22 protein-coding genes and 1 pseudogene are annotated in these 21,999 nt (G+C 70.9%); 10 read left to right on the top strand and 13 right to left on the bottom strand.

What is annotated here, in order from left to right:
* Nucleotides 1–78: 78 nt before the first annotated feature.
* Nucleotides 79–957 (top strand): sigma-70 family RNA polymerase sigma factor, encoded by an 879-nt coding sequence (locus tag ACFYYW_RS01645; RefSeq protein WP_387643773.1) that lies wholly within the window; start codon nucleotides 79–81, stop codon nucleotides 955–957.
* A gap of 70 nt (nucleotides 958–1,027) precedes the next feature.
* Here the strand turns inward: ACFYYW_RS01645 and ACFYYW_RS01640 are convergent, their stop codons facing one another.
* Nucleotides 1,028–1,525 carry a carboxymuconolactone decarboxylase family protein gene (locus ACFYYW_RS01640; RefSeq protein ID WP_387643770.1) on the bottom strand — a complete coding sequence of 166 codons (498 nt, stop codon included), beginning with the start codon at nucleotides 1,523–1,525 and terminating at the stop codon, nucleotides 1,028–1,030.
* Between the two features lie 39 nt (nucleotides 1,526–1,564).
* Entirely contained in the window at nucleotides 1,565–1,822 is a 258-nt protein-coding gene (locus ACFYYW_RS01635) for a hypothetical protein (RefSeq protein WP_387643769.1), read from the bottom strand.
* 61 nt (nucleotides 1,823–1,883) lie between these two features.
* Here ACFYYW_RS01635 and ACFYYW_RS01630 point away from each other — a divergent pair, with 61 nt between their 5' ends.
* Both ACFYYW_RS01630 and ACFYYW_RS01625 read left to right on the top strand, forming a co-directional pair.
* Complete coding sequence (locus ACFYYW_RS01630; RefSeq protein ID WP_387643767.1) at nucleotides 1,884–2,840, top strand: hypothetical protein; 957 nt, start codon at nucleotides 1,884–1,886, stop codon at nucleotides 2,838–2,840.
* 14 nt (nucleotides 2,841–2,854) lie between these two features.
* Nucleotides 2,855–4,438, top strand: coding sequence for an OmpA family protein (locus ACFYYW_RS01625; RefSeq protein ID WP_387643765.1), 1,584 nt, complete (start codon nucleotides 2,855–2,857; stop codon nucleotides 4,436–4,438).
* A 25-nt stretch (nucleotides 4,439–4,463) separates the two neighbouring features.
* Here ACFYYW_RS01625 and ACFYYW_RS01620 read toward each other — a convergent pair whose 3' ends face one another.
* The 4 genes and pseudogenes from ACFYYW_RS01620 to ACFYYW_RS01605 form a co-directional block, all read right to left on the bottom strand.
* Nucleotides 4,464–4,967 carry a hypothetical protein gene (locus ACFYYW_RS01620; RefSeq protein ID WP_387643762.1) on the bottom strand — a complete coding sequence of 168 codons (504 nt, stop codon included), beginning with the start codon at nucleotides 4,965–4,967 and terminating at the stop codon, nucleotides 4,464–4,466.
* Nucleotides 4,968–5,233: 266 nt separating this feature from the next.
* A complete protein-coding gene (locus ACFYYW_RS01615; RefSeq protein ID WP_387643759.1) occupies nucleotides 5,234–6,481 on the bottom strand; it encodes an esterase/lipase family protein in 1,248 nt (415 codons plus the stop codon).
* 158 nt (nucleotides 6,482–6,639) lie between these two features.
* Nucleotides 6,640–6,864 (bottom strand): annotated as a pseudogene (locus ACFYYW_RS01610) (prolyl oligopeptidase family serine peptidase); the annotation flags it as partial.
* Nucleotides 6,865–6,978: 114 nt separating this feature from the next.
* Nucleotides 6,979–7,359: a helix-turn-helix domain-containing protein gene (locus ACFYYW_RS01605; protein ID WP_352324355.1), complete on the bottom strand. Its 381-nt coding sequence runs from the start codon at nucleotides 7,357–7,359 to the stop codon at nucleotides 6,979–6,981.
* Between the two features lie 83 nt (nucleotides 7,360–7,442).
* Between ACFYYW_RS01605 and ACFYYW_RS01600 the strand changes: the two genes are divergently transcribed.
* Complete coding sequence (locus ACFYYW_RS01600) at nucleotides 7,443–7,877, top strand: nuclear transport factor 2 family protein (protein WP_387643756.1); 435 nt, start codon at nucleotides 7,443–7,445, stop codon at nucleotides 7,875–7,877.
* A gap of 15 nt (nucleotides 7,878–7,892) precedes the next feature.
* Here the strand turns inward: ACFYYW_RS01600 and ACFYYW_RS01595 are convergent, their stop codons facing one another.
* Nucleotides 7,893–8,585, bottom strand: coding sequence for a DUF998 domain-containing protein (locus ACFYYW_RS01595; protein ID WP_387643753.1), 693 nt, complete (start codon nucleotides 8,583–8,585; stop codon nucleotides 7,893–7,895).
* A gap of 396 nt (nucleotides 8,586–8,981) precedes the next feature.
* Entirely contained in the window at nucleotides 8,982–9,725 is a 744-nt protein-coding gene (locus tag ACFYYW_RS01590) for an MBL fold metallo-hydrolase (protein WP_387643750.1), read from the bottom strand.
* 49 nt (nucleotides 9,726–9,774) lie between these two features.
* Here ACFYYW_RS01590 and ACFYYW_RS01585 point away from each other — a divergent pair, with 49 nt between their 5' ends.
* The 6 genes from ACFYYW_RS01585 to ACFYYW_RS01560 all read left to right on the top strand — a co-directional run bounded on the left by ACFYYW_RS01585 (nucleotide 9,775) and on the right by ACFYYW_RS01560 (nucleotide 14,723).
* Entirely contained in the window at nucleotides 9,775–10,290 is a 516-nt protein-coding gene (locus tag ACFYYW_RS01585) for an ArsR/SmtB family transcription factor (protein ID WP_387643748.1), read from the top strand.
* 232 nt (nucleotides 10,291–10,522) lie between these two features.
* Nucleotides 10,523–11,737 carry an aminopeptidase gene (locus tag ACFYYW_RS01580; protein WP_387643746.1) on the top strand — a complete coding sequence of 405 codons (1,215 nt, stop codon included), beginning with the start codon at nucleotides 10,523–10,525 and terminating at the stop codon, nucleotides 11,735–11,737.
* Between the two features lie 235 nt (nucleotides 11,738–11,972).
* Nucleotides 11,973–12,173 carry a hypothetical protein gene (locus ACFYYW_RS01575; RefSeq protein WP_387643744.1) on the top strand — a complete coding sequence of 67 codons (201 nt, stop codon included), beginning with the start codon at nucleotides 11,973–11,975 and terminating at the stop codon, nucleotides 12,171–12,173.
* A gap of 119 nt (nucleotides 12,174–12,292) precedes the next feature.
* Entirely contained in the window at nucleotides 12,293–12,931 is a 639-nt protein-coding gene (locus ACFYYW_RS01570; protein ID WP_387643741.1) for a hemerythrin domain-containing protein, read from the top strand.
* A gap of 37 nt (nucleotides 12,932–12,968) precedes the next feature.
* Complete coding sequence (locus ACFYYW_RS01565) at nucleotides 12,969–13,373, top strand: DUF4267 domain-containing protein (protein WP_387643739.1); 405 nt, start codon at nucleotides 12,969–12,971, stop codon at nucleotides 13,371–13,373.
* Between the two features lie 39 nt (nucleotides 13,374–13,412).
* Complete coding sequence (locus tag ACFYYW_RS01560; RefSeq protein WP_387643736.1) at nucleotides 13,413–14,723, top strand: FAD-binding protein; 1,311 nt, start codon at nucleotides 13,413–13,415, stop codon at nucleotides 14,721–14,723.
* 130 nt (nucleotides 14,724–14,853) lie between these two features.
* On the opposite strand, the gene ACFYYW_RS01555 is transcribed toward ACFYYW_RS01560, so the two are convergent.
* From ACFYYW_RS01555 to ACFYYW_RS01535, 5 genes are all read right to left on the bottom strand, one after another.
* Nucleotides 14,854–16,185, bottom strand: coding sequence for a glycoside hydrolase family 43 protein (locus tag ACFYYW_RS01555; protein WP_387643733.1), 1,332 nt, complete (start codon nucleotides 16,183–16,185; stop codon nucleotides 14,854–14,856).
* Between the two features lie 78 nt (nucleotides 16,186–16,263).
* On the bottom strand, nucleotides 16,264–17,841 hold the full coding sequence (locus ACFYYW_RS01550) for a lectin (RefSeq protein ID WP_387643731.1): 1,578 nt from the start codon (nucleotides 17,839–17,841) through the stop codon (nucleotides 16,264–16,266).
* A 25-nt stretch (nucleotides 17,842–17,866) separates the two neighbouring features.
* Nucleotides 17,867–19,243, bottom strand: coding sequence for a PHB depolymerase family esterase (locus ACFYYW_RS01545; protein WP_387643729.1), 1,377 nt, complete (start codon nucleotides 19,241–19,243; stop codon nucleotides 17,867–17,869).
* Nucleotides 19,240–20,571, bottom strand: coding sequence for a PHB depolymerase family esterase (locus ACFYYW_RS01540; RefSeq protein ID WP_387643726.1), 1,332 nt, complete (start codon nucleotides 20,569–20,571; stop codon nucleotides 19,240–19,242). Before ACFYYW_RS01540 ends, ACFYYW_RS01545 begins: the two co-directional genes overlap by 4 nt.
* 266 nt (nucleotides 20,572–20,837) lie before the next feature.
* Nucleotides 20,838–21,926: a hypothetical protein gene (locus ACFYYW_RS01535; RefSeq protein ID WP_387643723.1), complete on the bottom strand. Its 1,089-nt coding sequence runs from the start codon at nucleotides 21,924–21,926 to the stop codon at nucleotides 20,838–20,840.
* Nucleotides 21,927–21,999 lie beyond the last annotated feature (73 nt).

Here is a 21,999-nt window from a genome sequence, read left to right as displayed (position 1 = left end):
TGTGACAGCGCGCCGGCCGTCACATCTGTGCGGTCGTTTCCGTCATCTGTTGCAGACAGCACGAGAGGGACGGGCGTCATGGAGGAGAAGGACCTGCTGGCCGGTTGGTTCCAGCAGCATCGCGACCATCTGTGGGCGGTGGCCTACCGGCTGCTCGGCTCGGCGAGCGAGGCCGACGACGCCCTGCAGGAGGCCTGGTTACGGCTCAGCCGCGCCGGCGCGGAGGACGTGCGGAACGTGCCGGGCTGGCTCACCACGATCGTCGCACGGGTGGCGCTGAGCATGCTGCGCGATCGCCGGACGCGCCGCGAGGAGCCGCTGCGCGTCTCCGGCGCGGACCCGGTGGCCGGCCTTCGCGAGGCGGACGATCCGGAGCACGAGGTGGTCGTCGCCGACTCGGTGGGCCTGGCTCTGCTGGTGGTGCTCGACATGCTCGCGCCGGCGGAACGGATCGCGTTCGTCCTGCACGACATGTTCGCTGTGCCGTTCGGCGAGATCGCGTTGATCGTGAACCGTTCGCCGGCCGCGGCCCGGCAACTGGCCAGCCGCGCCCGCCGGCGCGTACAGCACCCGTCGGTCCCGGGAGCAGGGACCGGCTCCGTCAGGCAGCGGGAGATCGTCGCCGCCTTCCGGGCCGCGTCCCGTGACGGTGACTTCGCGGCCCTGCTCGCGCTGCTCGACCCCGACGTGGAGATCAGCGCGGACCGCACCGCCGTGCTCTCCGGCGCGTCCAGGCTGGTACGAGGGGCGGACGGCGTGGCCGAGACCTTCGCCGGCCGGGCTCGGGCCGCCGAGCTCGCGCTCATCGACGGGGCACCCGGCCTGGTGTGGGCGCCGGGCGGACGGCCGCGGGTGGTCTTCGCCTTCACCATCGCGAACGGCCGGATCACCCATATCGACCTGCTCGCCGACCCCGAATACCTGGAGGACGTCGAACTCGTCACGCTCGGCGGGTAGGTGTCCGAGCACTGAAAGCGCTCAGGGTGAGGCGCGGGCACCGCGTCCTCACCCTGAGCGGGTCTGCCGGCTACTGCCTCCACTGCTCCGTCGGCGACACGCCGGCCAGCGGCTTGCCGATGAGGGCCAGGGGGGTGAAGAAGCCGACCTGGCCGATGGCCATGATGAGCGTGGCGAGCGCCTTCTCGTCGTAGTGCTCGCGCGCCCGCTCGTACAGCTCGTCGGGGACGCGCTCGCCGGCCGGGTTCGCGGTGAGGACGGCCTCCACCAGGGCGAGCGCGACGCGCTCGGCCTCGGTGAAGTAGGGGGCGTCCGGCCAGGACGCCACGGCGGTGATGCGCTCCTCCGTCTCCCCCGCCTTGCGGAGGCTGCCGGTGTGCAGAACCGTCAGGTACGTGTTGCCGACGATCTGCCCGGCGCGCAGCTGGAGCAGGCTGATGGTGACCTCCGGGACGGAGCCGTTCCCGGTCGCCCTGAACAGGGCTCCGGCGATCTCCTTCAGCTCGGGGACGAGCACGGCCGGGTTGGACAGGCGCGACTGGCGGTGCTGCTGCTCGGTGCTGGTCATGGTGCTGGGGTTCCTTTCTGGTTCAACGGTGTTCCGCCGCTATGACGGATCCCGCGGGCCGAACGTGACCGGCGGGTCGATGGAGGTACGGGCCTGCAACGCCGGCCCGGCGAACCCGGACCCGATGCCGATGCCGACGGCGAACGGGAGGTAGGCCAGGCCGGTGATCATCGGGGAGTACTGCTTGATCGTCTGCAGGTAGAGGGTGAGGAAGGAGAAGGTGGCCAACTGCCCGGCGCCCATGAGCAGCATGACCAGGCCGACCCCGACCTGCTGGATCGGCTCGACCTCACCCACCTGGAGCCGTGACGACGACGGACTTGACCCTGACACCGTGTCAGGCGGCACGGTGCGGAGCATGTCGGTCACCTATGTCGGCTCCGGGCCGTACTGCTACGCCAACTCCCTCGCGATGGTCCTGGGCGGCCAGGCGCCGCCTCCGGCCGTGATCGAGGTCCTGACGGGCTCCCCGTACGGGATGCAGCTCATCGGCGGCCGGCTGCCGCTGTTCGACGCGTTCGGCTGGGACCCCGGGATCGGCATCGACGCCGCGCTCGGCCTGCTCGGCTGGGAGTGCGAGCGCGCCGACGGCGGGACGGCGGCGGCGGCGCTCGACCGGCTGCGCCGCGCCTGCGAGGACGGCCCGGTGCTGGCCGGCCCGCTTGAGCTCGGCCTGCTGGCCTACCAGCCCGGGTCGGGCGAAGCGGTCGGCGCCGACCACTACCTGGTGGTGCTGGAGGTGGCCGGCGACACCGTGCTGGTGCACGACCCGCAGGGCTACCCGTACGCCACCCTGCCGGTCGGCGCCTTCGCCGAGGCGTGGCGCGGAGAGCTGATCCCCTATCTGGAGCGGCCGTTCCTGATGCGGCACGGCTTCACCCGCCGGGAGCAGGTCGGCCGGCAGGAGGCGCTGCGGCGCTCGCTGCCCGCCGGACTGGCCTGGCTGGCGGGCCGTACGGATGTGCGGGTCCCGCCCGGCACGCTGGGGCTGGCCGAGGCCGCCGAGCGCACGGCCGAACTGGTGGAGGAAGGGCTGGATCCCGAGATCAGGACGCTGTGGCAGGCGTTCGCGGTGCGGGTGGGCGCCCGCCGCCTCAACGACCTGGCGGCCTGCCTGTCGTCCCTCCGCCTCGACGCGGGCGCGGCCGTCGCCGCCGAGCAGGCCCGCATCGTCGGCGGGTTGCAGGGCCCGCTCGTGGCGGGCGACGACGCGTCGCTGGCGGCCGGGCTGCGCCGGCTGGCCCCGACGTACGAACGGCTGCGCGCGGCGCTGCTCGCCGCCGAGAGTGCGTCGAACGCGGCGAATCGATGCTGATTTAATGGCGGATCATGAACTTTGGCAGGCTTTCAGCGAGCGGCCGGATTCTGATCGCGGCGCTGCTCTTACTCGGCGGCTGCTCCGTCCCGTCAGCCCCGGCGGCCACCACACGACCGCCGTCCGTCGCGCCGTCCGCCAGCCCCTCCGCGGCCACCGCCAACGGGGGCACGCCGCCCGCCGACGCTCCGCCCCTGGCCACGCTGTACGGCGACGGCCACACCGACGGCGTGGCCACGGCCCGCATCGACGTGATCGGGCTGGAACGCAGCGCCCCCGACGCCGTCACCGCGCGGTTCAGGATCAGCGCCGAGCAGGGCGAGGTCCGGCTCGAAGGCTTCCACGCCGGCCAGCTGGCCGGCGGCACCCCCTACGACTACATCCAGGCCGCCTCCGGTTTCTACCTCTTGGACGACCCGCGCTTCTCCGTCTACTACCCGATGAAGAAGGACGACGCCGAGGTCCGGGCCCGCTGCCTGTGCAGCTACTCCGGGCCGCTCGCCAAGGCCACGCCCGGCAGCCCCGCGCTGATGTGGGCCACCTACCAGGTGCCGCCGGAGACCACCAGCCTGGCCGTCGGATTCGACAGCGCCGGACTGACCGCGCCCCTGCCGATCAGCCCCGCCGGCACCGGCCCCCGGCTGGACGGCGAACCGGACGCCGCCGCCATCGCCGCCGCCTTCCCGCTCACCGTCCCGCTCGCCACCCGCTCCAACGCCACCACGACCTCGGTGACCGAGTCGGACCAGCAGGTCGAGCTCGCGCTCAACACCGACGTCCTGTTCGCCTTCGACAAGGCCACCCTCACCAGCCGCGCCAAGCAGACACTGCAGCGCGTCGCCGAGCGCGTCCGCACCGAGGCCCAGGGCGCCGTGCGGGTCGTCGGGCACACCGACGACGTCGGCGACGACACCTACAACATGGACCTGTCCCTGAGACGGGCCAAGGCCGTGCAGAAGGCACTGACCGGCCTCGTCGGCCCGGTCCCCTTGCAGGTGGAGGGCAAGGGCGAGACGGAGCCCGCCGTGCCGGCCACCTCCGATGCCGCCCGCGCCCGCAACCGGCGGGTCGAGGTGACCTTCCAGCGGCTGCCCAAGCCGGCCGGCGCGCCGCGCACCCCCGTACCGACGCCGTCCGTCACGGCGACCACGACGGCGACCACGGCGGTTCCGACGGCCACCGGCCTGCGCGAGCTGACCGGCCTCAAAGCCGACCTGCGGGAACTGAGACGCATCAACGACAGGACCCTCATCGCCACCGTGACCTTCCGGCACGCCGGCGGCGGCGACAAGGTCTCCTTGGAGAGGGGAGCCTGGGACCCCGACGTCGACCAGCAGGCCGGCATCTACGGGTACAAGCTCGACTTCTTCTGGCTCGCGCTGACCGACGCGGCTCGTACCCGCTACTTCCCGCTGACCACGCCCGGCCGCCTCGACGTGCCCCGGCACTGCGTCTGCTCCAGCACAGTGCTGAAGTCGCTGGGAGCGGGCGAGCAGATCCGGATGTTCGTGCTCATGACCGCCCCACCCGCCGAGGTGACCAGCGTGGACGTGAACCTGTTCGGGTTCACCCCGATGCACGACGTGCCCATCACCTGATGACCTCTCCCGCCCCGGCCGCCGCTCACCCGACGAAGGGGGAATCGAAGGAGAACTGCTCCCGCCTGATCAGGTCCGTGACCTGGGCGGTGCCCAAGGCGCGGTCGAACTGGAAGGGATTGTTGTCGGGCACGCTACGGGTGCCGCAGAACGCCGTCTGCCCGTTCTGGAGGCTGATGTGGACGCAACGGGCGTCCGCGGGAAGAGACTCCAGGCGGGCGGTGAGGTTCTCGACCTCCACCGAGAAGCCCGTGCCGTTGAAGACCTCCGTCTGGGCCTGCTTCCAGGGGGCACCGGTGCCCCAGATACAGGCTCGGGCCGACAGGCCGGGAAAGACGAGACTGGAGATCCAGCTCCCGCATGTCGGGTCGGCCGCGGCCGAGGCGCTGCTCGTGCCGGTCAGGCCCGGGGCCGTCATCACAGCAGCCGCCACCACCGCTGCGATCAGGGCTCGGGACAGGGCCCTCGCCGATCGGTTGTTCATCGTGGCCGTCCCTTCGTCAGCGGCCTGATCGCCGCCGCCGGACATTGGTGTCACGCGATCTTCGGGCTGTCACTGACCGTGATCGGCCCTGTACAGCATCCATATTCTTGGCGGGGCACGGCGGCGGGCAATCTTCGGTCCACTCAGCGGACCGGTGGACGCAGCCCGCTCACGCGGGAAGCAGACACCGTTCCCCCTCGGGACATGATGAGAAGCGGCCCCGTGATCCCATTGGTGATCACGGGGCCGCTTCGCTCTGATCCGTTCGCGACGTCGAGGATGCCCGACTGTTGCGGGATCGGTGGCGCGTTCTAGTCGGGCAGGCGGTCCAGGAGCCAGGTGGCGGCCTCTTCCGTGATCTCGGTGTGGCCGTGGTTGTCGTTGGCGCAGAGGAAGTCGTCGAAGTCGCTCTCGTCCGGCGACAGCGCGTCGATGTCGGTGTACAGGTGGGCGTCGGTGACGTCCCGCACGGAGACGGCGCTGATGGAGGGGACGAAGCAGTGGCCGGCGATCGGATTGTCGACGTCCAGGCCGAGACCGGTGGCTTCGGCGATGGCGTTGAGCGCGTCGGCGAGGATCTTGAACCCGTCCAGGATGCCGCCGGGCGCGCCGTCCACGCACGGGACCCCCGGCGCCTGGACCTCGATGACGTCGGGCGTCAGCAGGCGAAGCCTGGCGGCCAGGGTCTCGGGCGCCTTGGGCTGGGTGCGCAGATCGGTGCCGGAGATGAGGTCGCCGGTGCCGAGCAGCGCGCTCTCGCCGGCGCCGGTGCCGTTGCCCGCGCCGTTGCCCGCGCCGTCGGCCACGGCGAGCAGGCGCGGGATGCGCGGCCATCCACCGACGGACTCCAGTTCGCGCAGGAACTGGGTGCGCAGCGGGTCGACGCCGGGCACGCCATTGGGGTCAGGCAGGTGCCAGGCCAGCAGCTGGCGGGCGGCGGGGCTGTTGAACAGGTCGGAGAAGCGCGGGTCGTAGGCCTTGCTGTGGTGCGCGAACGCCTGCAGCGAGATGGGCACGTAGGCGCCGCGGTGCGGGGTGTCCCAGGAGAAGTACACGCCGACCTGGTGGTCGATGCGCTGCCTCTCCATCCGGGCGAGGGCGTAGCGGGTGACCAGGCCGCCCATGCTGAACCCACCGGCCAGCAGGCGGCTGTCGCCGACCCGCTCGGCGGCGGCGCGGTGGATCGCCGCGGTGACGGTCTCCGCGTTGTCGAGGATGGAGGCGCCGCGGTCGTCGTAGCCGATGACGACGACGTCGCGGTCACGCCGGCGCAGCTCGCTGATCAGCGGGAAGGCGCGCCGCTCCAGGCCGTCGTAGAGCTCGTCGATGTCGGTGGCCCCGGCCCCGAAGCCGTCGGCCAGGAGCACCGGCCGGGTCAGGGTCTGGTTCCGCTCGCCGTAGTACACCCAGGCCGTGCCGCCGGGCAGCTGCCAGCGGTCGCTCCACTGCTCGGCGGGCGGGGCGGTGGTGGTGGCGCCGGCCCTGGAGCTGGCGCTGGAGGACAGGACGACCGGCGGCGCGGCGCTCAGGGCGCTCGCGATCTGCTGTTTGTTGATCACTCCAGAGTTATCACCATTAGTAGCCGTACGGACACCTAAAGCTATCCCCTCTCCCGGCTCCTCGTTTGGTTCGCCCAAGCCCTCAGCAGCTCAAGGTCTGCGCGGGGGCGGGCACGTGGTACTCGGGCGACGGCACGGGGCCCACTGCTCGGTCGTCCTCATCGTGACGCCTCGAACGCGTGCAACAGGAAGGCCAGCACATCGGCGAGCAGGGCATGTTCCTGCTCCCGGGTCGAGCCGGCGCCGTGACCGCCGTGCTCCTCCACACGCAGCAGCACCGGCCGGCCGGAGGCGCCGGCCGCCTGCAGGCGGGCGGCCGGCTTCGCCGGCTGCCACGGCGGCACCCGCGCGTCGCGCCGTCCGGTGGTCAGCAGCACCGCCGGGTGTGGGGCTGATGATTCCTGCGCAGCCTCGGCGCCGCCAAGCTGGTCGAGCCGCTCCGCAGCGAGGGCCGTCTGACCGTCAAGGGCACGGAGTCTTCTGGGCGGTGGCTGCCGTCACCCCTTGTGTTCGTGATCGTAGGCGGCCTGGGCGGCGGCGACGGCGGCGCCGTGTCGCTTGGCCCAGTCGGTGAGCTCCAGCAGCGACTTGTGGAGTTCCCGGGCCATCTCCGTCAGCGTGTACTCGACCTTGGGCGGAACGACGGGATGGACGGTGCGGACGAGCAGGCCGTCCCGCTCCAGCTTGCGCAGCTTGAGCGTGAGCATGCGCCTGCTGATCCCGGTGATCGAGCGTTCCAGCTCCGTGAACCGGACCGGACCCTGCGCAGCGGCTACCAGGATGCCGATGCTCCACTTCCCGGAGACGTGATCGAGGACCTCCGAGACCGGGCACGCCTCGCGGGCCAGGGCTGACACATCGATGTGACTCTGGGACATGAAAGTGCCTTCTTCCGCCGGTCTCGACAGTCACCAATCATGTACTCCGTATCAAATCGTGCACCAAACCGGAAGGTGGCCCCATGTTGCAGGAACTGGCAGACCGCACCGCGATCGTGGACGCCGTCATCGCCTACGCGACGGCCCTGGACACCAGGGACTGGCGGACCCTGGGCGCGCTGTTCACCGACGACGCCTGCTGGGAGTACAGCGGTTCGGGCGAACGGCTCCACGGGCCTGAGGCGATCATCGCCAGGATCAGGACCGGCGTGGAGCGATTCGACGCCACCCATCACCTGAACGGCAACCATGTCGCCACAGTGCACGGCGACGAGGCCGAGCACACGTGCTACTACCAGGCCCAGCATGTCCGCCTCGGCCTGCCCGATGGCGACAAGTTCCTTGCCGGGGGTCGCTACGACGACCGGCTGCGCCGCACCCCGGACGGCTGGCGGTTCGCCCACCGCAGGATCACCAGCGTCTGGAGCGAGGGGAACCCCGCCGTGATCACGTCATGAGGTCACGATGCCCGCTCAGACCACGGTCAGGGTGACGCCGCGACGCCGGGTCGAAGCCAGCCGGTACGCGGCCAGGGTCGACGCCCATGCCATGATGAGCGCGATGGCCAGGGCGAAGGCGACATTGGCCGCCCTGGAGCCCTGCGCCGCGAAGATCGAGATCCAGGCCGCCACGAAGAGCCCGCCGGTCACCATGCTCAGGACGGCCCAGCCGCGACGCCCGGCCGCCGCGAACCGCCGTCCGAACGCGAAACACGCGGCGATCAGCGCGAGAAAGGCGATCCCGGAGACGAGGAGGTGCAGCATCGCCTCCGTGCTCATGCTTGTGGGCGGGCCGACGGGCGTCCCGGGCGGGAAGCCGTCGGCAGGGTCGGCGGAGAAGCAGGCAGCGGCGATCATCCCGGCGCCGAAGACGCCGACCAGGTGCGGCCCCCAGGCGCCGTCCCAGCCCGCCGGGCCACGAGCCCGGTGCAGGCCGACCGCTCCGGCCACGAACAGCAGGCCGCTGACCGTGAAGTTGGCGATCTGCATCCATCCTTGGTCGCCGTTGCTCAGCATGCTGGCCGGGTACCGGCTGATGTCGAATCCGTCCCTGGTGAGCAGCTGCAGCAGGACCACGATGATGTAGAGCGGTCCGGCGACGGTGCCGCACGTCAGCAGCGTCCGCGTGGCCCTGCTGACCGCTGTGGTGGTGGGGTTGTCGGCCATCCGGCCCACTCCTCTGAGAACGGGACGACCCACCGAGCGGCGGGTCATCTGCCGCCGTCCCTGCCGGACTCGGGGGCGGCCGGCCGGTTGCCGATCTCCCGCCGGGTGGCGTTCAGCTGGTTGACGATGTCGATCATTCGTCCTTCTTCTCGTCGTTCGAGCCTGTTCGTCCCTCATCGGACGGAGTCTCCTCAAGCGGGTGGCGGCACTCGCGACTTCAGCGTCCAGCGCCGCCGAGCACGTCGAGTGCGTGCGCGGGCCATAATTTCAGCCACTACTTATATAAGTCAATCCTGATACAGTAGAGATCGATGAGGGACGCGGTCCATCACCAGGCGATCGACTACTGTGATTGCGCCTGTGCGGTGAACGTTCTTCGACCCCTGAGACCTCGGCTCACGACAGGTCGAGGACGAGACCGGACGTGGCGATGCCGATCTCACCGTCGTATTCGACCCCGGCGGCGGCCCGCGCGGCCGAGGTGTCCGTGCCCGGCTGCAGGTGCGTCAGGAGCAGGTGCCGGACGTGGGCCTCCAGCGCCTGCCGACCTGCCTGACGGGCGCCGGTCAGGTGACGCCGCATACCCTCCGGAACCTGGTCCACATAGGTGGCCTCGGCCAGCAGCAGGTCAGCGTCACGCGCCAGTTCCACCCTGTCGGGGCTCGGGCCGCTGTCGCCGGCGAAAGCGAGCACCCGTCCGCCCGCTGTAAGCCGTACGCCGGCATTGGGGACCGAGTGCGGAAGCAGGCGAGTCTGTGCGCGAAACGGGCCGAGGTCGAATGCGCTGCCGACGGCGAACTCGTGCAGGACGTAGGCGTCGGTCAGCACTCCCGGGCGGTCCAGCGCGAGCACCGCGTCCAGGGCGCCGGGCAGCGAGTACACCGGCAACGGCGCCGACGGGTCATCACGCATGGTGCGCGCCCGCAACAGCGGGTTCAGGTCGGCGCAGTGGTCGGGATGTCCGTGGCTGATGAACACCGCATCGATCTGATCGGCGCCGACCCGTTCCAGCAACCGCGGCACCGTCCCGGAGCCAAGGTCGACGAGCAGCCTGAACCCGTCGTGCTCCACGAGGTGACCACTGCACGCCTGACCCGCCGCCGGCCAGGCACCGCATCCGCCAAGGATCGTCAGCAGCATCCGTGAGCCACCTCTTCCCAAGAGTCGTTGGGAAAATTATTATCCCAAGGTGTCTTTGGAAAACCAGGACGATCTTGTCCCCCTGCGCGCCCTGGCCAACCCGCTGCGTATCCGCATCGTGTCGCTGCTCACCGGCGCGTCGATGTCGGCCACCGAGGTCGCCGACGAGCTCGGCATCGCGCACGCCTCGGCCAGCTACCACCTGCGCCAGTTGGCCAAGGCGGGCTTCCTCCAGCAGACGGAGGAGCGTCCGCGGGCAGGCAAGGGCCGCCCGCAGCTGCTCTACCGGTACGACCCGTCCAGTGGCGAGCGCCTCGACCGGTCCGAGGGACAGCAGCTCCTCCACCAGGCGATGAGCACCGACCTGGCCAGGCGCCTGGCCGAGACCGCTCGCCGGCGCACGTCCATGGACGCCGAGGTGTGGCTGGCCAGGCCCGTCTGGGAGGAGATCGTCGGCCTGATCGACCAGGCCGTGGCGCTCCTGCACGACAAGGCCGGACCGCCGCACGACGGCGTCAAGGTCAGCATGACCGCCCTCCTGCTCGAACTACGTGACGAACGGTGATCGGCCGCCTGCTCGGCTGCGCGGCCGGCGCGTCCCTGCCGATCGGGCCGCTCGTCCCGGCGGTTCCGCGACACCTCACCGGCCCGCTGGGCCGGCAGGCAGGCATCGTGGGCGTCTCGCCGGTCGTCACCTGCGGTCTCCATCTCCGGGTCCACGGCGGCGTCCTCGTCGCCGTCCGCCGGAGCGCTGCTGTTCCCGCCCATGCACCACAACGAACGCGAAGGAGCCCCCCTTGACCATTCCCCCCGCCGACCTGTCCGACTATGCCGACGTCGTGTTCGACGTGGCCGTGCCCCTGCTGGCGGACGACCGGGTGCTGATCAACGCCGAGATCGAGCACGCCCCGCTCGCCCGTGCCCTGGCCGAGGCCGCCTACGCCCGAGGCGCCCGCTACGCCGACATCTGGTACTTCGACCCGCACGCCAAACGCTCCCGACTCCGGCACGCCGACACCGCGAGCCTGGCCGAGGTGCCCTCGTGGCTCGACGCCCGCAACCACGAGCTGGGGCGGGACGGCGGCATCATCGTCAACGTCCGCGGCGCCGCCGCCCCCGACCTCCTGGCCGGACTGGATCCGATCCGCGTCGGGCTGGACCGCATGCCGGCGCTGACCTCACGGCAGCGGCTCCAGCTCAACAACCTGGTCCGCTGGACGATCGTCCCCTACGCCACCCCCGAGTGGGCCCGTGCCGTCTTCGGCGAACCCGACCAGGCCAGGCTGTGGCGGCACCTGCGCCGCATCCTCCGTCTCGACGAGCCCGATCCGCGCGAGGCGTGGCGGCAGCGCATCGCCGAACTGCTCGATCGCGCCCGACGGCTCACCGACATGCGCCTGGACGCCGTGCGGTTCGAGGGCCCCGGCACCGACCTGACCATCGGCCTGCTCCCGGACGCCCACTGGACCGCCGCCCGCCTGGAGGACGTCAACGGCCGCCCGTTCCAGGCGAACCTGCCGACCGAGGAGGTGTTCACCACTCCTGACTACCGCCGCGTCGCCGGTACGGTCCGCGCCACCCGGCCGCTGTCCCTCGACGGCACCCTCGTCCGCGACCTGGAGCTGACCTTCGCCGATGGCGTCGTGACCGATGTCAGGGCGAGCGCCGGAGCCGAGGTCGTTCGCGCGCACCAGGCCACCGACGCGGGCGCCGCCCGGCTGGGCGAGCTCGCTCTGGTCGACCGTTCCTCGCGGGTGGGCGAAAGCGGCATCACCTACCTGGAGACCCTTCTGGACGAGAACGCCACCTGCCACCTGGCCTGGGGCGCAGGGCTGCCTCCGGGCGTGCCCGCCCACCTGCGTACGGACGACCCCGCACGGCTGGACGCCGCAGGCGTGAACACCTCGCGCGTGCACGTCGACTTCATGGTCGGCGGCCCGGACGTCACGGTCACCGGGCTGGGGCCCGGCGGGAAGGTGGTGCTCCTGCGCGACGACACCTGGGAGTTCTGACGCGGCCGGTTCGCCGCGGTCGTCCCAACCATCCTCCGCTCTATGAGCATTGACTTATACAAGCCGCGGGAGGGCAGCGACAATCCGGCAGGGCGGGCCAGGAACCGCCGCGTGGAGATCTCCTACTCCATCAAGCAACAGGTCCCGGACGCGGCCACCACAAGCCCCTCCCCCGGCCGAGCACGCGGCTCCACGGGAGCGGCGGCCCCCCTTCCGCGCCGATCCGGGAACGCGGGTGGCCGATTTCACCTGGTCATGGCGCAGCCAAGCGGACAAACCCAACGTGGACGTGCTGCCGCTCCATCGTGACGGCGCCTATGTGGCGGCCTCCTTCGACATCACCAGGACCAACGACGACACGTTCATCCCGCGGCAGTCCCCATCGAACGCTGACCGGCCGGGGGGCCGGGACGGCGGGGCTCGTGTCCAGCGGTGAAGACCATGATCCGCGCATCTGACGTGGACGTTCCAAACCCTTCCAAATGCCTTCCAAATGCCTTCCAAAGACCCAGGAGCAGGCTGAACACATCGCAACCGATGAAGGAGCGGGAACAGATGAGCGTCAACGCCCAGGACATGGAGATCGTCCACCGCGCGCTCCGCCGTGAGTCGCGGCTGCTGGTGGAGCTCGTCGCGGCCGTCGCCCCGGGTGACACCGCTCGCGCCAAGGTGATCGCCGGCCACTTCCGCCTCTACCGGCTGGGCCTGCGCAACCATCACGAGGCCGAGGACGAGCTGCTGTGGCCGCCGCTGCTGTCCCGGGTGGACCTGGAGGCCGACGTCGTGCTGCGCATGCAGGCCCAGCACGAACGCGTCGCGGCCACCCTGAGCAGGCTCGACGCCGCGTTCCCCGCCTGGGAGGCCACCGCGGGCGCCGACGAGCGCGACGCCCTGGCGGCCGCGCTCTGCGAGCACCGCGCGGTCCTGCTGGAACACCTCCACGACGAGGAGGCCACCCTCCTCCCTCTCGCGGCCAAGCACATCACCCCACGGGAGTGGGCCTCCCTGGGCGATCACCTGGTGCACAACACGCCCAGACGCACCCTGCTCACGCTCTGCGGCGCCGTCCTGGAGGACGCGAACCCGGCCGAGCGCGCCGTCGTCCTCGGCGGCCTTCCCGTTCCGGTCCGCGTCATCTGGCACGTCATCGGCCGCCCCCGCTACGCCCGCCACATCCGCCGTGTCCGCGGCTGAACATCCTGACCGTCCGTACAGACAAAGGAGAACGACCATGTCGCTGAAGAAGCTCAACACCGTCCTGGCCGCCGTCGTCGTCCTGTTCACCCTCTACCTCGGGTTGTCCTTCGTCCTGCCCCTCGGGACCACCTTCCCGGGGCTGGCGAACTGGCCCTCTGACGGCAGCGGCTTCTCCATCGTGAAGGGCAGCCGCGAGATCGCGATGGGCCTGGCCATGGGCGTCCTGCTGGTGACAGGCCACCGCCGCCCGTTGGGCTGGGTCCTGCTGATGACGGCCGTCGCCCCGTTCGGCGACATGGTCAACGTCCTGGCCCACCACGGATCCACGGCTGTCGCGCTCGGCGTCCACGGCCTGACCGCGGCGCTGATCGCGGTCACGGGGTTGCTGACTCTCCGCGAGGCCGGCACCGCCTCCGCGACCGCCGCGCAGCCCGCCTGACGCCCACATTCTTCTGACAACTCGACCAGGGAGACGACAATGACGATCAACGATTTGCCCGGTGTCCTCAAGGGGCGTGTGCTCCTGCCCGGTGACGACGGCTTCGAACAGGCGGCCACCGCGTGGAACCTGACCGTGAGGCAGCCGGTGGCGGCCGTGGCGGAGGCCGCGGATGCCGATGACGTGACGGCGCTCGTGCGTTACGCGCGGCGGGCGGGCATGACGGTGACCGCGCAGCCGAGCGGGCATGGCGCCTCGGGTGATGTGGACGGCCTGATCCTGTTGCGTACCGGCCGGTTGAACGAGGTGGAGGTACGCCCGCAGGAGCGCGTGGTCCGGGTGGGCGCGGGCGTGAAATGGGGGCAGGTGCTGGCGGCGGCCGGTCCGCTGGATATGACCGGCCTGTCCGGCAGCGCGCCGGGGGTCAGCGTGACCGGCTACACCCTGGGCGGTGGGGTCGGCTGGTTCAGCCGCGCGTACGGCTTGGCCTCCGACAGCGTGCGGGCCATCGAGATCGTGGACGCCGACGGCGAGCCGGGCCGGGTGACCGCCGAGTCCGACCCCGACCTGTTCTGGGCGCTGCGCGGCGGCGGCGGGGACTTCGCGGTGGTGACCGCCCTCGAACTCGACCTGTATCCCGCTCCGGACCTGTACGGCGGGCGCGTGATCTGGCCCGAGCACCGGACCAGGGAGGTGTACGACGCGTTCCTGGAGATCACCGCCGACGCGCCGCGTGAACTCAGTGTCTGGATCAACCGGCTCCAGCCCCCCGGCGCGCCGCCGATGGTGACGCTGGATCTGGCCTACCTGGGCGAGGCGGCGCAGGGGGCGGACCTGCTGGCGCGCATCGACAAGATCGAGGACGCGATCTCCGACAGCCGCGGCGTCGTCCCGGTTGCCGACCTGGGGGTCATATCCGCCGAACCCACCGGCCCGGTCCCGTCCATCGCTCGGGCGGAGCTGCTCACCGGGCTGGACGCGGACGCGGTGGAACTGCTGCTGGCCAAGCCGATCGAGCCGCTCATCAACGTGCAGATCAGGCACCTGGGCGGCGCGCTCGCCGAGCCGGGCGCCGGGGCCGGTGCGAGCGGCGCGGTGGCTGAGCCGTACCTGCTCGGACTGGTGGGTCTCGGCCTGCCGCACGCGGCCGACGCGACGCGCGCCAAGCAGGCCGAGGTCGTGGCCGACCTGGAGGCGTACGTCAGCGGCCGCAAGCCGTACACCCTGCTGTCCCCCGGCGAGACGGCGGCGCAGTCCTTCTCCGGCGACGCGCTCGCGCGGCTGCGGAAGATCAAGCGGGCCCGTGACCCGCACAACGTGTTCCGCGCGAACTACCCGGTGCTCGGATAGATCGGTCCCAGCAGGTCATGGCCCCTCCGCCCATCACGGCGGCGGGGCCGTACCGCACCCGCGTGCTGCGGGGTGGCGTCACCGCCCTCCGGCGAGGGCGGTGACGCCGGTGACGCGTGGGGATGCGACGTCAGCTGAACTGCCACCAGTTCATGTTGAACAGGTAGCCGCTTCCGCCGGTGAACCTCAGGTACAGGTCGCGGGTGCCGGTCGCGCCGCTGACCGGACAGGACACGGTGGTCCAGCTCTGCCAGCCGCCCGTGCCCGGCACGGTGCACGTCCCGGCCGACGGGCCGTTGACGCCGTCCAGGTGGAGTTCGAGCCTGCCGCCGGCGGACGCCGAGGCGACCCGCGCGGTGAAGGTCCTGGCGCCGGCGCCGAACGCGACGCCCTTGACCTTGATGGAGTCGCCGTTCTCGATCCAGCCGACGTTCATCCCGCCTTCACTGGAGGGCTCGGTCTCGACCCCCGACTCCCAGGCGATCGTCTCGGCCTCCTGGCGGACGTACGGATCGAGGGTGCCCACCTGGGGCGCCCCGGACGCGGTCATGTTGATCGTCGGGATCGTGCCGCCGGAGCCGTAGGCGAACTTCTCCACGGCCACCGAACGGGTGAAGCCGCCGCCGCCCGGCAGTGCGCCGTTGTGGTAGAAGAAGTACGAGCCGCCCTGGAAGTCGACGATCCCCGCGTGGTTGGTGAAGCTGCCGCCCTGCGTGGGCATGATCGTCCCTCGGTAGGTCCAGGGCCCGGTGGGGCCGGGGGCCGTGGAGTAGGCGATGAACTCCGAGCAGCACTTGGCCGCGAACACCAGGTAGTACAGGCCGTTCCGCTTGTAGACCCAGGGCCCCTCTTCGAACAGCGTCGGGCGGTTGGCGTCACCCGTCCTGGCGCCGAATCCCGCCGTGGTGAGCGGGATCTGCGTCGCGCTTCCCGAGTACGAGGTCATGTCGGCGTTCAGCTTCACGTACCAGAGGTGCGGGTTGCCCCAGTAGAGGTAGGCCTGCCCGTCGTCGTCGATGAAGACCGTCGGGTCGATCTCGCCGTTCTCGATCAGCGGCCGTCCGAGTGCGTCCCTGAACGGCCCGGTCGGACTGTCGGAGACGGCCACCCCGATGGCCATGCGGCCGGTCGCCCGGTTGGTCGTGGGCACGTACCAGTAGAACCGGCCGTTCCGGTAGATGGTCTGTCCCGCCCAGGCGTCGGACTTCGCCCAGCTGAAGGTGGTCAGGCTCAGCGGGGATCCGTGGTCGGTCCAGTTCACCATGTCGGCGGAGGACCAGACCCGCCAGTCCTTCATGGTGAACCAGGTCGAGCCGTCCTCGTCGTGGCCGGTGTAGAGGTACACCCGTCCGTTGTGCACCAGCGGCGCCGGGTCGGCGGTGTAGACGGTCTGGATGATCGGATTGTCCGCCCTGGCCGGGTGGGCGGGCAGCAGCGCCACGAGCCCGAGCAGGACCAGCACCCCTACGATTCCGCGTCCGGCTCTTGTGGTGGCCGGAAACCGTAATGCCATTCTCACGATCGCTCCCGGGATGACGGGTCAGCTACGGGTCCAGCGCTGGTTGGCGCCGCCGTTGCACGACCAGATGGTCAGCTTGGTGCCGTTGGCGGTGGCGTTGTTCGGCACGTCCAGGCACTTGTTCGCACCGACGGCGGTGAGGGTGCCGTCGGCGTTGAAGCGCCACTGCTGGTTGCTCTGGCCGTTGCAGTCCCAGATGATGACGTTGGTGCCGTCGGTGGTTCCGCCGTCGTACACGTCCAGGCACTTGCCGCCGTAGACGCGCAGTTCGCCGCTCGCGGTGGGCGTCCACTGCTGGTTGGCCTGGCCGTGGCAGTCCCAGATCTGCGCCTGGGCGCCGTTGGCCTGCGAGGCGCCGGCGACGTCGAGGCACCGTCCCGAGCCCACTCCCTTGATCGCGACCGTGGCAGGCGGGACGATGCCGCCTCCCGTCACGACGTACATGGCCGCCCCGTGCCCGGGGACCGGCGCGCTGATCGTCCCCGGCGAGGAGGACGTCGTGTGCGCCCACAGGTCACGCACGGAGTAGGAGGACGCCGAGCCCAGCCCGAGGGCCGCGGCGGTGGTGGAGACGGTCGCGGTCGAGGTGCCCCGGTTGAGCAGGACGACCGCGACCGAGCCGTTCTTCATCGGCTTGCGCCAGACCTCCAGGTCGCCGTTGTCGCTGATCTTGTGGCCCTGCCGGCCACCCCAGTCCTGGTTGACCGCGATGACCTCGGTGTTGGTGAGGATGGTGCGCGTGTCGGCGCTCATCGTACGGAGGTCGTTGCCGGCGATGAGCGGCGCGTTCAGCAGCGACCACAGGCTGAAGTGCGCGCGCCCCTCGGTGCCCGTCACCGAACCGACGCCGACCTCCAGCATGTCCGGGTCGTTCCAGCCCCCCGGGCCCGAGTACGACTCCAGCCCGACCTGCTGGTCCAGGATGCCCATGATGGAATTCCAGTTGGCCGCGATGTCGCCGGTGTCACGCCAGGAGTTGCCCACCGGCGCTCCCCAGGTCCACACGTTCTCCTGGCCCCAGTTGCACAGGCTGTACACGATCGGGCGGCCGGCGGCGGCCAGCGCGTCCCGCATGGCCGTGTACCGCTGCTGCCCGTTCATCCCGCGGTGGTCGCCGCAGTTGTCGTATTTCAGATAGTCGATCCCCCACGACGCCCACAGGGCCGCGTCCCGCCGCTCGTAGCCCAGGCTGGCCGGGTAGCCCGCGCACGTCGTGGTGCCGGCCGAGGAGTAGATGCCGAGCTTGAGCCCCTTGGAGTGCACGTAGTCGGCCAGGGCCTTGATGCCGTTGGGGAACTTCTGCGGATCCGGCACCAGGTCGCCGCTCGCGTTCCGGCTCTTGGTGGACCAGCAGTCGTCGATGTTGACGTAGGTGTAGCCCGCCGCCGCCATGCCACTGGAGACCATGGCGTCGGCCGTCTGGCGGACGAGGCCGTCGTTGACGTTGCAGCCGAAGCTGTTCCAGTCGTTCCAGCCCATCTGCGGGGTGCGGGCGAGGCCGTTCTCCAGCGCGACGGCCGGGGACGTGGCACCGCCGATCGCGACGAGGGAGCCGGCCGCCAGTAACGCGGCCGTCGTCAGGCCGAGAATGCTGCGCATTCGCTTCTCCACCTCCTGGGTGTCGTCATGAGCCGGTGCGGGTCCAGCGCTGGTTGGCGGCGCCGCTGCAGGACCAGATCTGGAGCTTGACGCCGTTGGCGGTGCTGTTGCTCGGCACGTCCAGGCACTTGCCGGCGCCGACGGCGGTGATGGAGCCGTCGGCGTTGAAGCGCCACTGCTGGTTGCTCTGGCCGCTGCAGTCCCAGATGATCACGCCGGCGCCGTCGGCTGTGCTCCGGTTGGCCACGTCCAGGCACTTGCCGCCGTACACGCGCAGCTCACCGGAGGCGGTGGACGTCCACTGCTGGTTGGGCTGCCCGTGGCAGTCCCAGATCTGCGCCTGGGCGCCGTTGGCCTGGGAGGCGCCCGCGACGTCGAGACACCTGCCCGACCCCGCGTTCCTGACCTGGCCGCCGGGCGCCGGGCCGGGCGAGGTGCCGTCGAGCCCGAAGAAGGAGAGGGCGTAAGGGAACATGCCCGTCAACGGCAGGGAGTGGCCCTGCCCCGCGAAGCTGAGCCCCTCGACCCGCGGCTGGTTCCCGGTGCCGCCGTACCGGGTGCGGGTGACGCCCGAGCGCGGGCTGTCGGTGTACGCGGGGGTCTGGCTCACCCCGTTCAGGCCGGACCACTGCTTGATCTCCTCGCCGAAGTTGGCGTAGGCCAGTGTGGTGTCGACGGTGCCGTGCCAGAGCTGCATGCGCGGGTAGGCGCCGGTGTAGCCGGGGAACATGGCGCGGGCCTGGTCGCCCCACTGCTGGGCGGTCTTGACGATCCGGCCGCCGGAGCACTCGCTGTTCCACAAGGATCCGTCGGCGGTGGCGAAGCATCCGGCCGGGACGCCGGAGAACGCCGCGGCGGCCGAGAACACGTCGGGGTACTGCGCGGCGAGTACGTTGGTCATCATCGCGCCCGAGGAGAAGCCGCTGACCACGATCTTGGCGGGGTCCACGTTGTACCGCTGCCGGGCGTAGCCGACCATCGACATGATCCCGGTGGAGTCCCCGCCGCCGTCACGTCTCAGCGCGGCCGGAGTGGACACGTCGAAGCACTGGCCGCTGCGGGTGGCCTCCGGGACCACGATGATGTATCCGTACTGGTCGGCGGCGGTGACGTAGTCGTGCCCGACGCCGTTGAACACCCCGGACGCCGAGCCGGTGCAGTAGTGCACCATGACCAGCAGCGCCGGCCTCGCCGCCACCCGGTCCGGGACATAGATGTACATGTTCAGGTTGGTCGGGTTGTTGCCGAAGCCGGTGACCCGGGTCAGCGACGCGGCGGCGGCGGGCCTGACGCCCAGCAGCACGGCGGCGGCCATCAGGAGGACGGCGGCGGCCGCGAGTGCGGCACGCGATGCCCGGGTCGTCGCGGGGCCGCGGCCGACGCGGCGGGCCAGGGGCGTCACGTCCGGGTCCACTTCTGGTTGGCGCCGCCCGAGCAGCTGTACAGCTGGAGCGCGGTGCCGTTGCCGTTGCCTGCGCCGACGGCGTCGAGGCACAGCCCGGACTGGACGCCGGTGATGGTGCCGTCGGAGTTGAGGCGCCACTTCTGGTTGTCGCCGCCCCAGCAGGAGTAGATCTGGATCCTGGCGCCGTTGCCGGCGCCTCCGGCGTCCAGGCACTTGTTGCCGTACACCCTCAGCTCTCCGGCCGGGGTCTGCGTCCACTGCTGGTTGGTGCGGCCGTTGCAGTCCCACAGCTGCACGGCGGTGCCGTCGGCGGTGCCGGCGTTGGGCACGTCCACGCAGCGGCCGGAGGCCACTCCCCTGATCTGACCTGCCGGTGGCGGGGTCGGCGTCGTGGTGGACGAGCCGCCGTCCAGGCCGAAGAAGCGGATGGCGTACGCCGCCATCCCCGGGTGGGGCAGGTCGTGTCCGGCGCCGGTGACGGTGTACGCCTCGACCTGCCCGGAACCGAAGACACGCCGCGTCCAGCCGGACTGGGGGCTGTCGGTGGAGGCGGGGGTCTGGCTCAGGCCGTGCACGTCGGTCCACTGGTCGACCTCCTCCTGCAACATCGTGTACGGCAGGACGGAGTCGGCGGTGCCGTGCCAGGCCATGACGCGCGGCCGGGGCCCGGTGTAGCCGGGGTAGGCGTTCCTGGCGAGGTCACCCCACTGCTGCGGGGTCTTGTCGCCGCATCCGGCGGGCCCGAGGCAGCCGTAGGGGACGCCCGAGAACGGCGCTCCGGCCTTGAAGACGTCGGGGTAGGTGGCGAGCAGGTTGTTGGTCTCCATCGCTCCCGAGGAGAAGCCGGTCGCGAACACCCGCTGCGGGTCGCCGTTGTAGCGTTGCAGCACGTAGGTCGTCATGGAGACGATCGACACCGGGTCGCTGCCGCCGCCGTGCCGCAGGGCCTCGTTCGACCAGACGTCGAAGCAGTTCGACAGGCCGTTGGCGCTCTTGTTCGCCTGCGGGTAGATGACGATGAAGCCGTACCGGTCGGCCAGCGAGGCGAACTCGGTGCCCTGGTGGAAGCCGGGGGCCCAGCCGTTGCAGCCGTGCATCGCCACCAGGACGCCCGGCCTGGCCGCCACCCTGTCGGGGACGTAGAGGTACATCCGCAGCCCGCCCGGGTTGGTGCCGAAGTTCGTCACCTCGGTCAGGACCGCGGCCGACGCCTGCGGCGCGCCCACCAGAAACATGGCCAGAGTGGTGGCCGCCGCCGTGATCACAGCCGCCAGGGCGGCTGCGATGCCCGCGCGCCTTCTCCTGCGCGATTCGCCTGGTCTCATGCATCCACCTCTCGTATGTTAGCGCTAACAAGCGCTAACCGGTCGAGCTCTTCCGGGCCGATGGAAGGGACGGTGGGAGCAAATACGAGCCGGAAAGGCGCTGTCAAGAGCGCCATGGCGCGCGGCGGCCGGACGAGGCGGCCGCCGAGCGCGCTCACCTTGAGCTATCGAGGCGGGCCGGCCAGAGCGTCGCCATGAAACTTTCATCAGCCTCCGCGTCCAGCACACGCACTTCACCGGGCTTACGGCGTGCCCGGCCGGCGCTGTCAGGAGCAGCTCACGGGAGGTGAGGAGGGCAGGGAGATCGGCTGCTGCCGCCGGTACGCCTCCAGGTCGACGAGGTTCCCGTTGATCGCGTTGCGTCTCTGGAGCTCCGCCCAGTACACCGGATCGAGGAAGATCGCGGGATTCCACAGCGGCTGCGTCAGGTCCTTCAACTGCCCCAGGTACAGGACGGCGTCCGCCAGCTTCCCCAGCGGGAAGCCGCACAGCCGGGGCGCGTCCATGAAGTGTCCCGCGTCGGCCGACTCCAGCCAGGTGCCGGAGCACGCGATCACGGTACGCCGTGGACAGGCCGCCAGGCGGGGATGGCTGCCGGCCACGATCACGTACACGCGCCGGCCGGTCTGCTCCTCGATCAGCGGGATCGCGTGGTCGGCGTTCTGGCCCCGCGCCGGCGAGTGCGTCACGTGCCCGCTGCCGTAGCAGATCAGCGCCCGGCGGTTCCTGGCGAGCACCTCCCGCCGCACCAGGGACGCCATGTGGGTGTCACGCTGGGCGAGGAAGCCGTCCACCTGGTCCTGGGTGGTGATGCGTGACCAGTCGATGGGCGGGTCCCCGAGGAGCACCCGGATCCTCCGCGCGGCGGGCAGCGCCCAGTTGACGGCGCGGACCGTACGGAAGAACTGCTCACGGATCGGCTGGTCGCCGGTGCCCCCGGGCGATTGCGTGGTGTTCCGCCAGACCTGCCGCAACACGTGGTCCTCGACGGCCCCGCCGGCGACGAACCGGTCGACGACCGGCTGGTAGAGCGCGTTGCCGAATTCCACGACGATGTCGTCGACCACGTCCGGCAACCGCGGGTCCGTGAGCAGCATCTGCTGCGCGTCGCCGTGTTCCTGCTGGCCGTGCGACTCGCCGACGGCGACGAGCCGGTGGTGTTCGAAGGCCGACAGGACGGCCTGGGTGAGGCCCCGTGCGGACACCTCGCCCGTGCCCGTCGAGCCGCCCGTCGAGCCGCCCGTCGAGCCGCCCGTCGAGCCGGCCGCCGAGCTGGAGGCCAGCAGTCCGCCGGCAGCCGTGCCGGCTCCGGTGACGGCGAGGAACCTGCGCCGGGTCAACCGCGGATCTGTCACGTCTCGTCCTTTCCGAGGGGGGATCACGGACGGTTGTACGGCACGGCCGGTGTCGGCCGGGTGTCAGCCGCTG

The sequence above is a fragment of the Nonomuraea sp. NPDC001831 genome (assembly GCF_042892035.1).
GTDB lineage: Bacteria > Actinomycetota > Actinomycetes > Streptosporangiales > Streptosporangiaceae > Nonomuraea.
Note: the sequence above shows the minus strand (reverse complement) of the source record. Positions and strands in the feature narration are given on the sequence as shown.

Coding starts and splice junctions, on each gene's coding strand:
- ACFYYW_RS01645 (WP_387643773.1), top strand. CDS start 79: ATGGAGGAGAAGGACCTGCTGGCCGGTTGGTTCCAGCAGCATCGCGAC.
- ACFYYW_RS01630 (WP_387643767.1), top strand. CDS start 1,884: ATGTCGGTCACCTATGTCGGCTCCGGGCCGTACTGCTACGCCAACTCC.
- ACFYYW_RS01625 (WP_387643765.1), top strand. CDS start 2,855: ATGAACTTTGGCAGGCTTTCAGCGAGCGGCCGGATTCTGATCGCGGCG.
- ACFYYW_RS01600 (WP_387643756.1), top strand. CDS start 7,443: ATGTTGCAGGAACTGGCAGACCGCACCGCGATCGTGGACGCCGTCATC.
- ACFYYW_RS01570 (WP_387643741.1), top strand. CDS start 12,293: ATGAGCGTCAACGCCCAGGACATGGAGATCGTCCACCGCGCGCTCCGC.
- ACFYYW_RS01540 (WP_387643726.1), bottom strand. CDS start 20,571: ATGAGACCAGGCGAATCGCGCAGGAGAAGGCGCGCGGGCATCGCAGCC.
- ACFYYW_RS01590 (WP_387643750.1), bottom strand. CDS start 9,725: ATGCTGCTGACGATCCTTGGCGGATGCGGTGCCTGGCCGGCGGCGGGT.
- ACFYYW_RS01640 (WP_387643770.1), bottom strand. CDS start 1,525: ATGACCAGCACCGAGCAGCAGCACCGCCAGTCGCGCCTGTCCAACCCG.
- ACFYYW_RS01565 (WP_387643739.1), top strand. CDS start 12,969: ATGTCGCTGAAGAAGCTCAACACCGTCCTGGCCGCCGTCGTCGTCCTG.
- ACFYYW_RS01595 (WP_387643753.1), bottom strand. CDS start 8,585: ATGGCCGACAACCCCACCACCACAGCGGTCAGCAGGGCCACGCGGACG.
- ACFYYW_RS01550 (WP_387643731.1), bottom strand. CDS start 17,841: ATGCGCAGCATTCTCGGCCTGACGACGGCCGCGTTACTGGCGGCCGGC.
- ACFYYW_RS01620 (WP_387643762.1), bottom strand. CDS start 4,967: ATGTCCGGCGGCGGCGATCAGGCCGCTGACGAAGGGACGGCCACGATG.
- ACFYYW_RS01605 (WP_352324355.1), bottom strand. CDS start 7,359: ATGTCCCAGAGTCACATCGATGTGTCAGCCCTGGCCCGCGAGGCGTGC.
- ACFYYW_RS01560 (WP_387643736.1), top strand. CDS start 13,413: ATGACGATCAACGATTTGCCCGGTGTCCTCAAGGGGCGTGTGCTCCTG.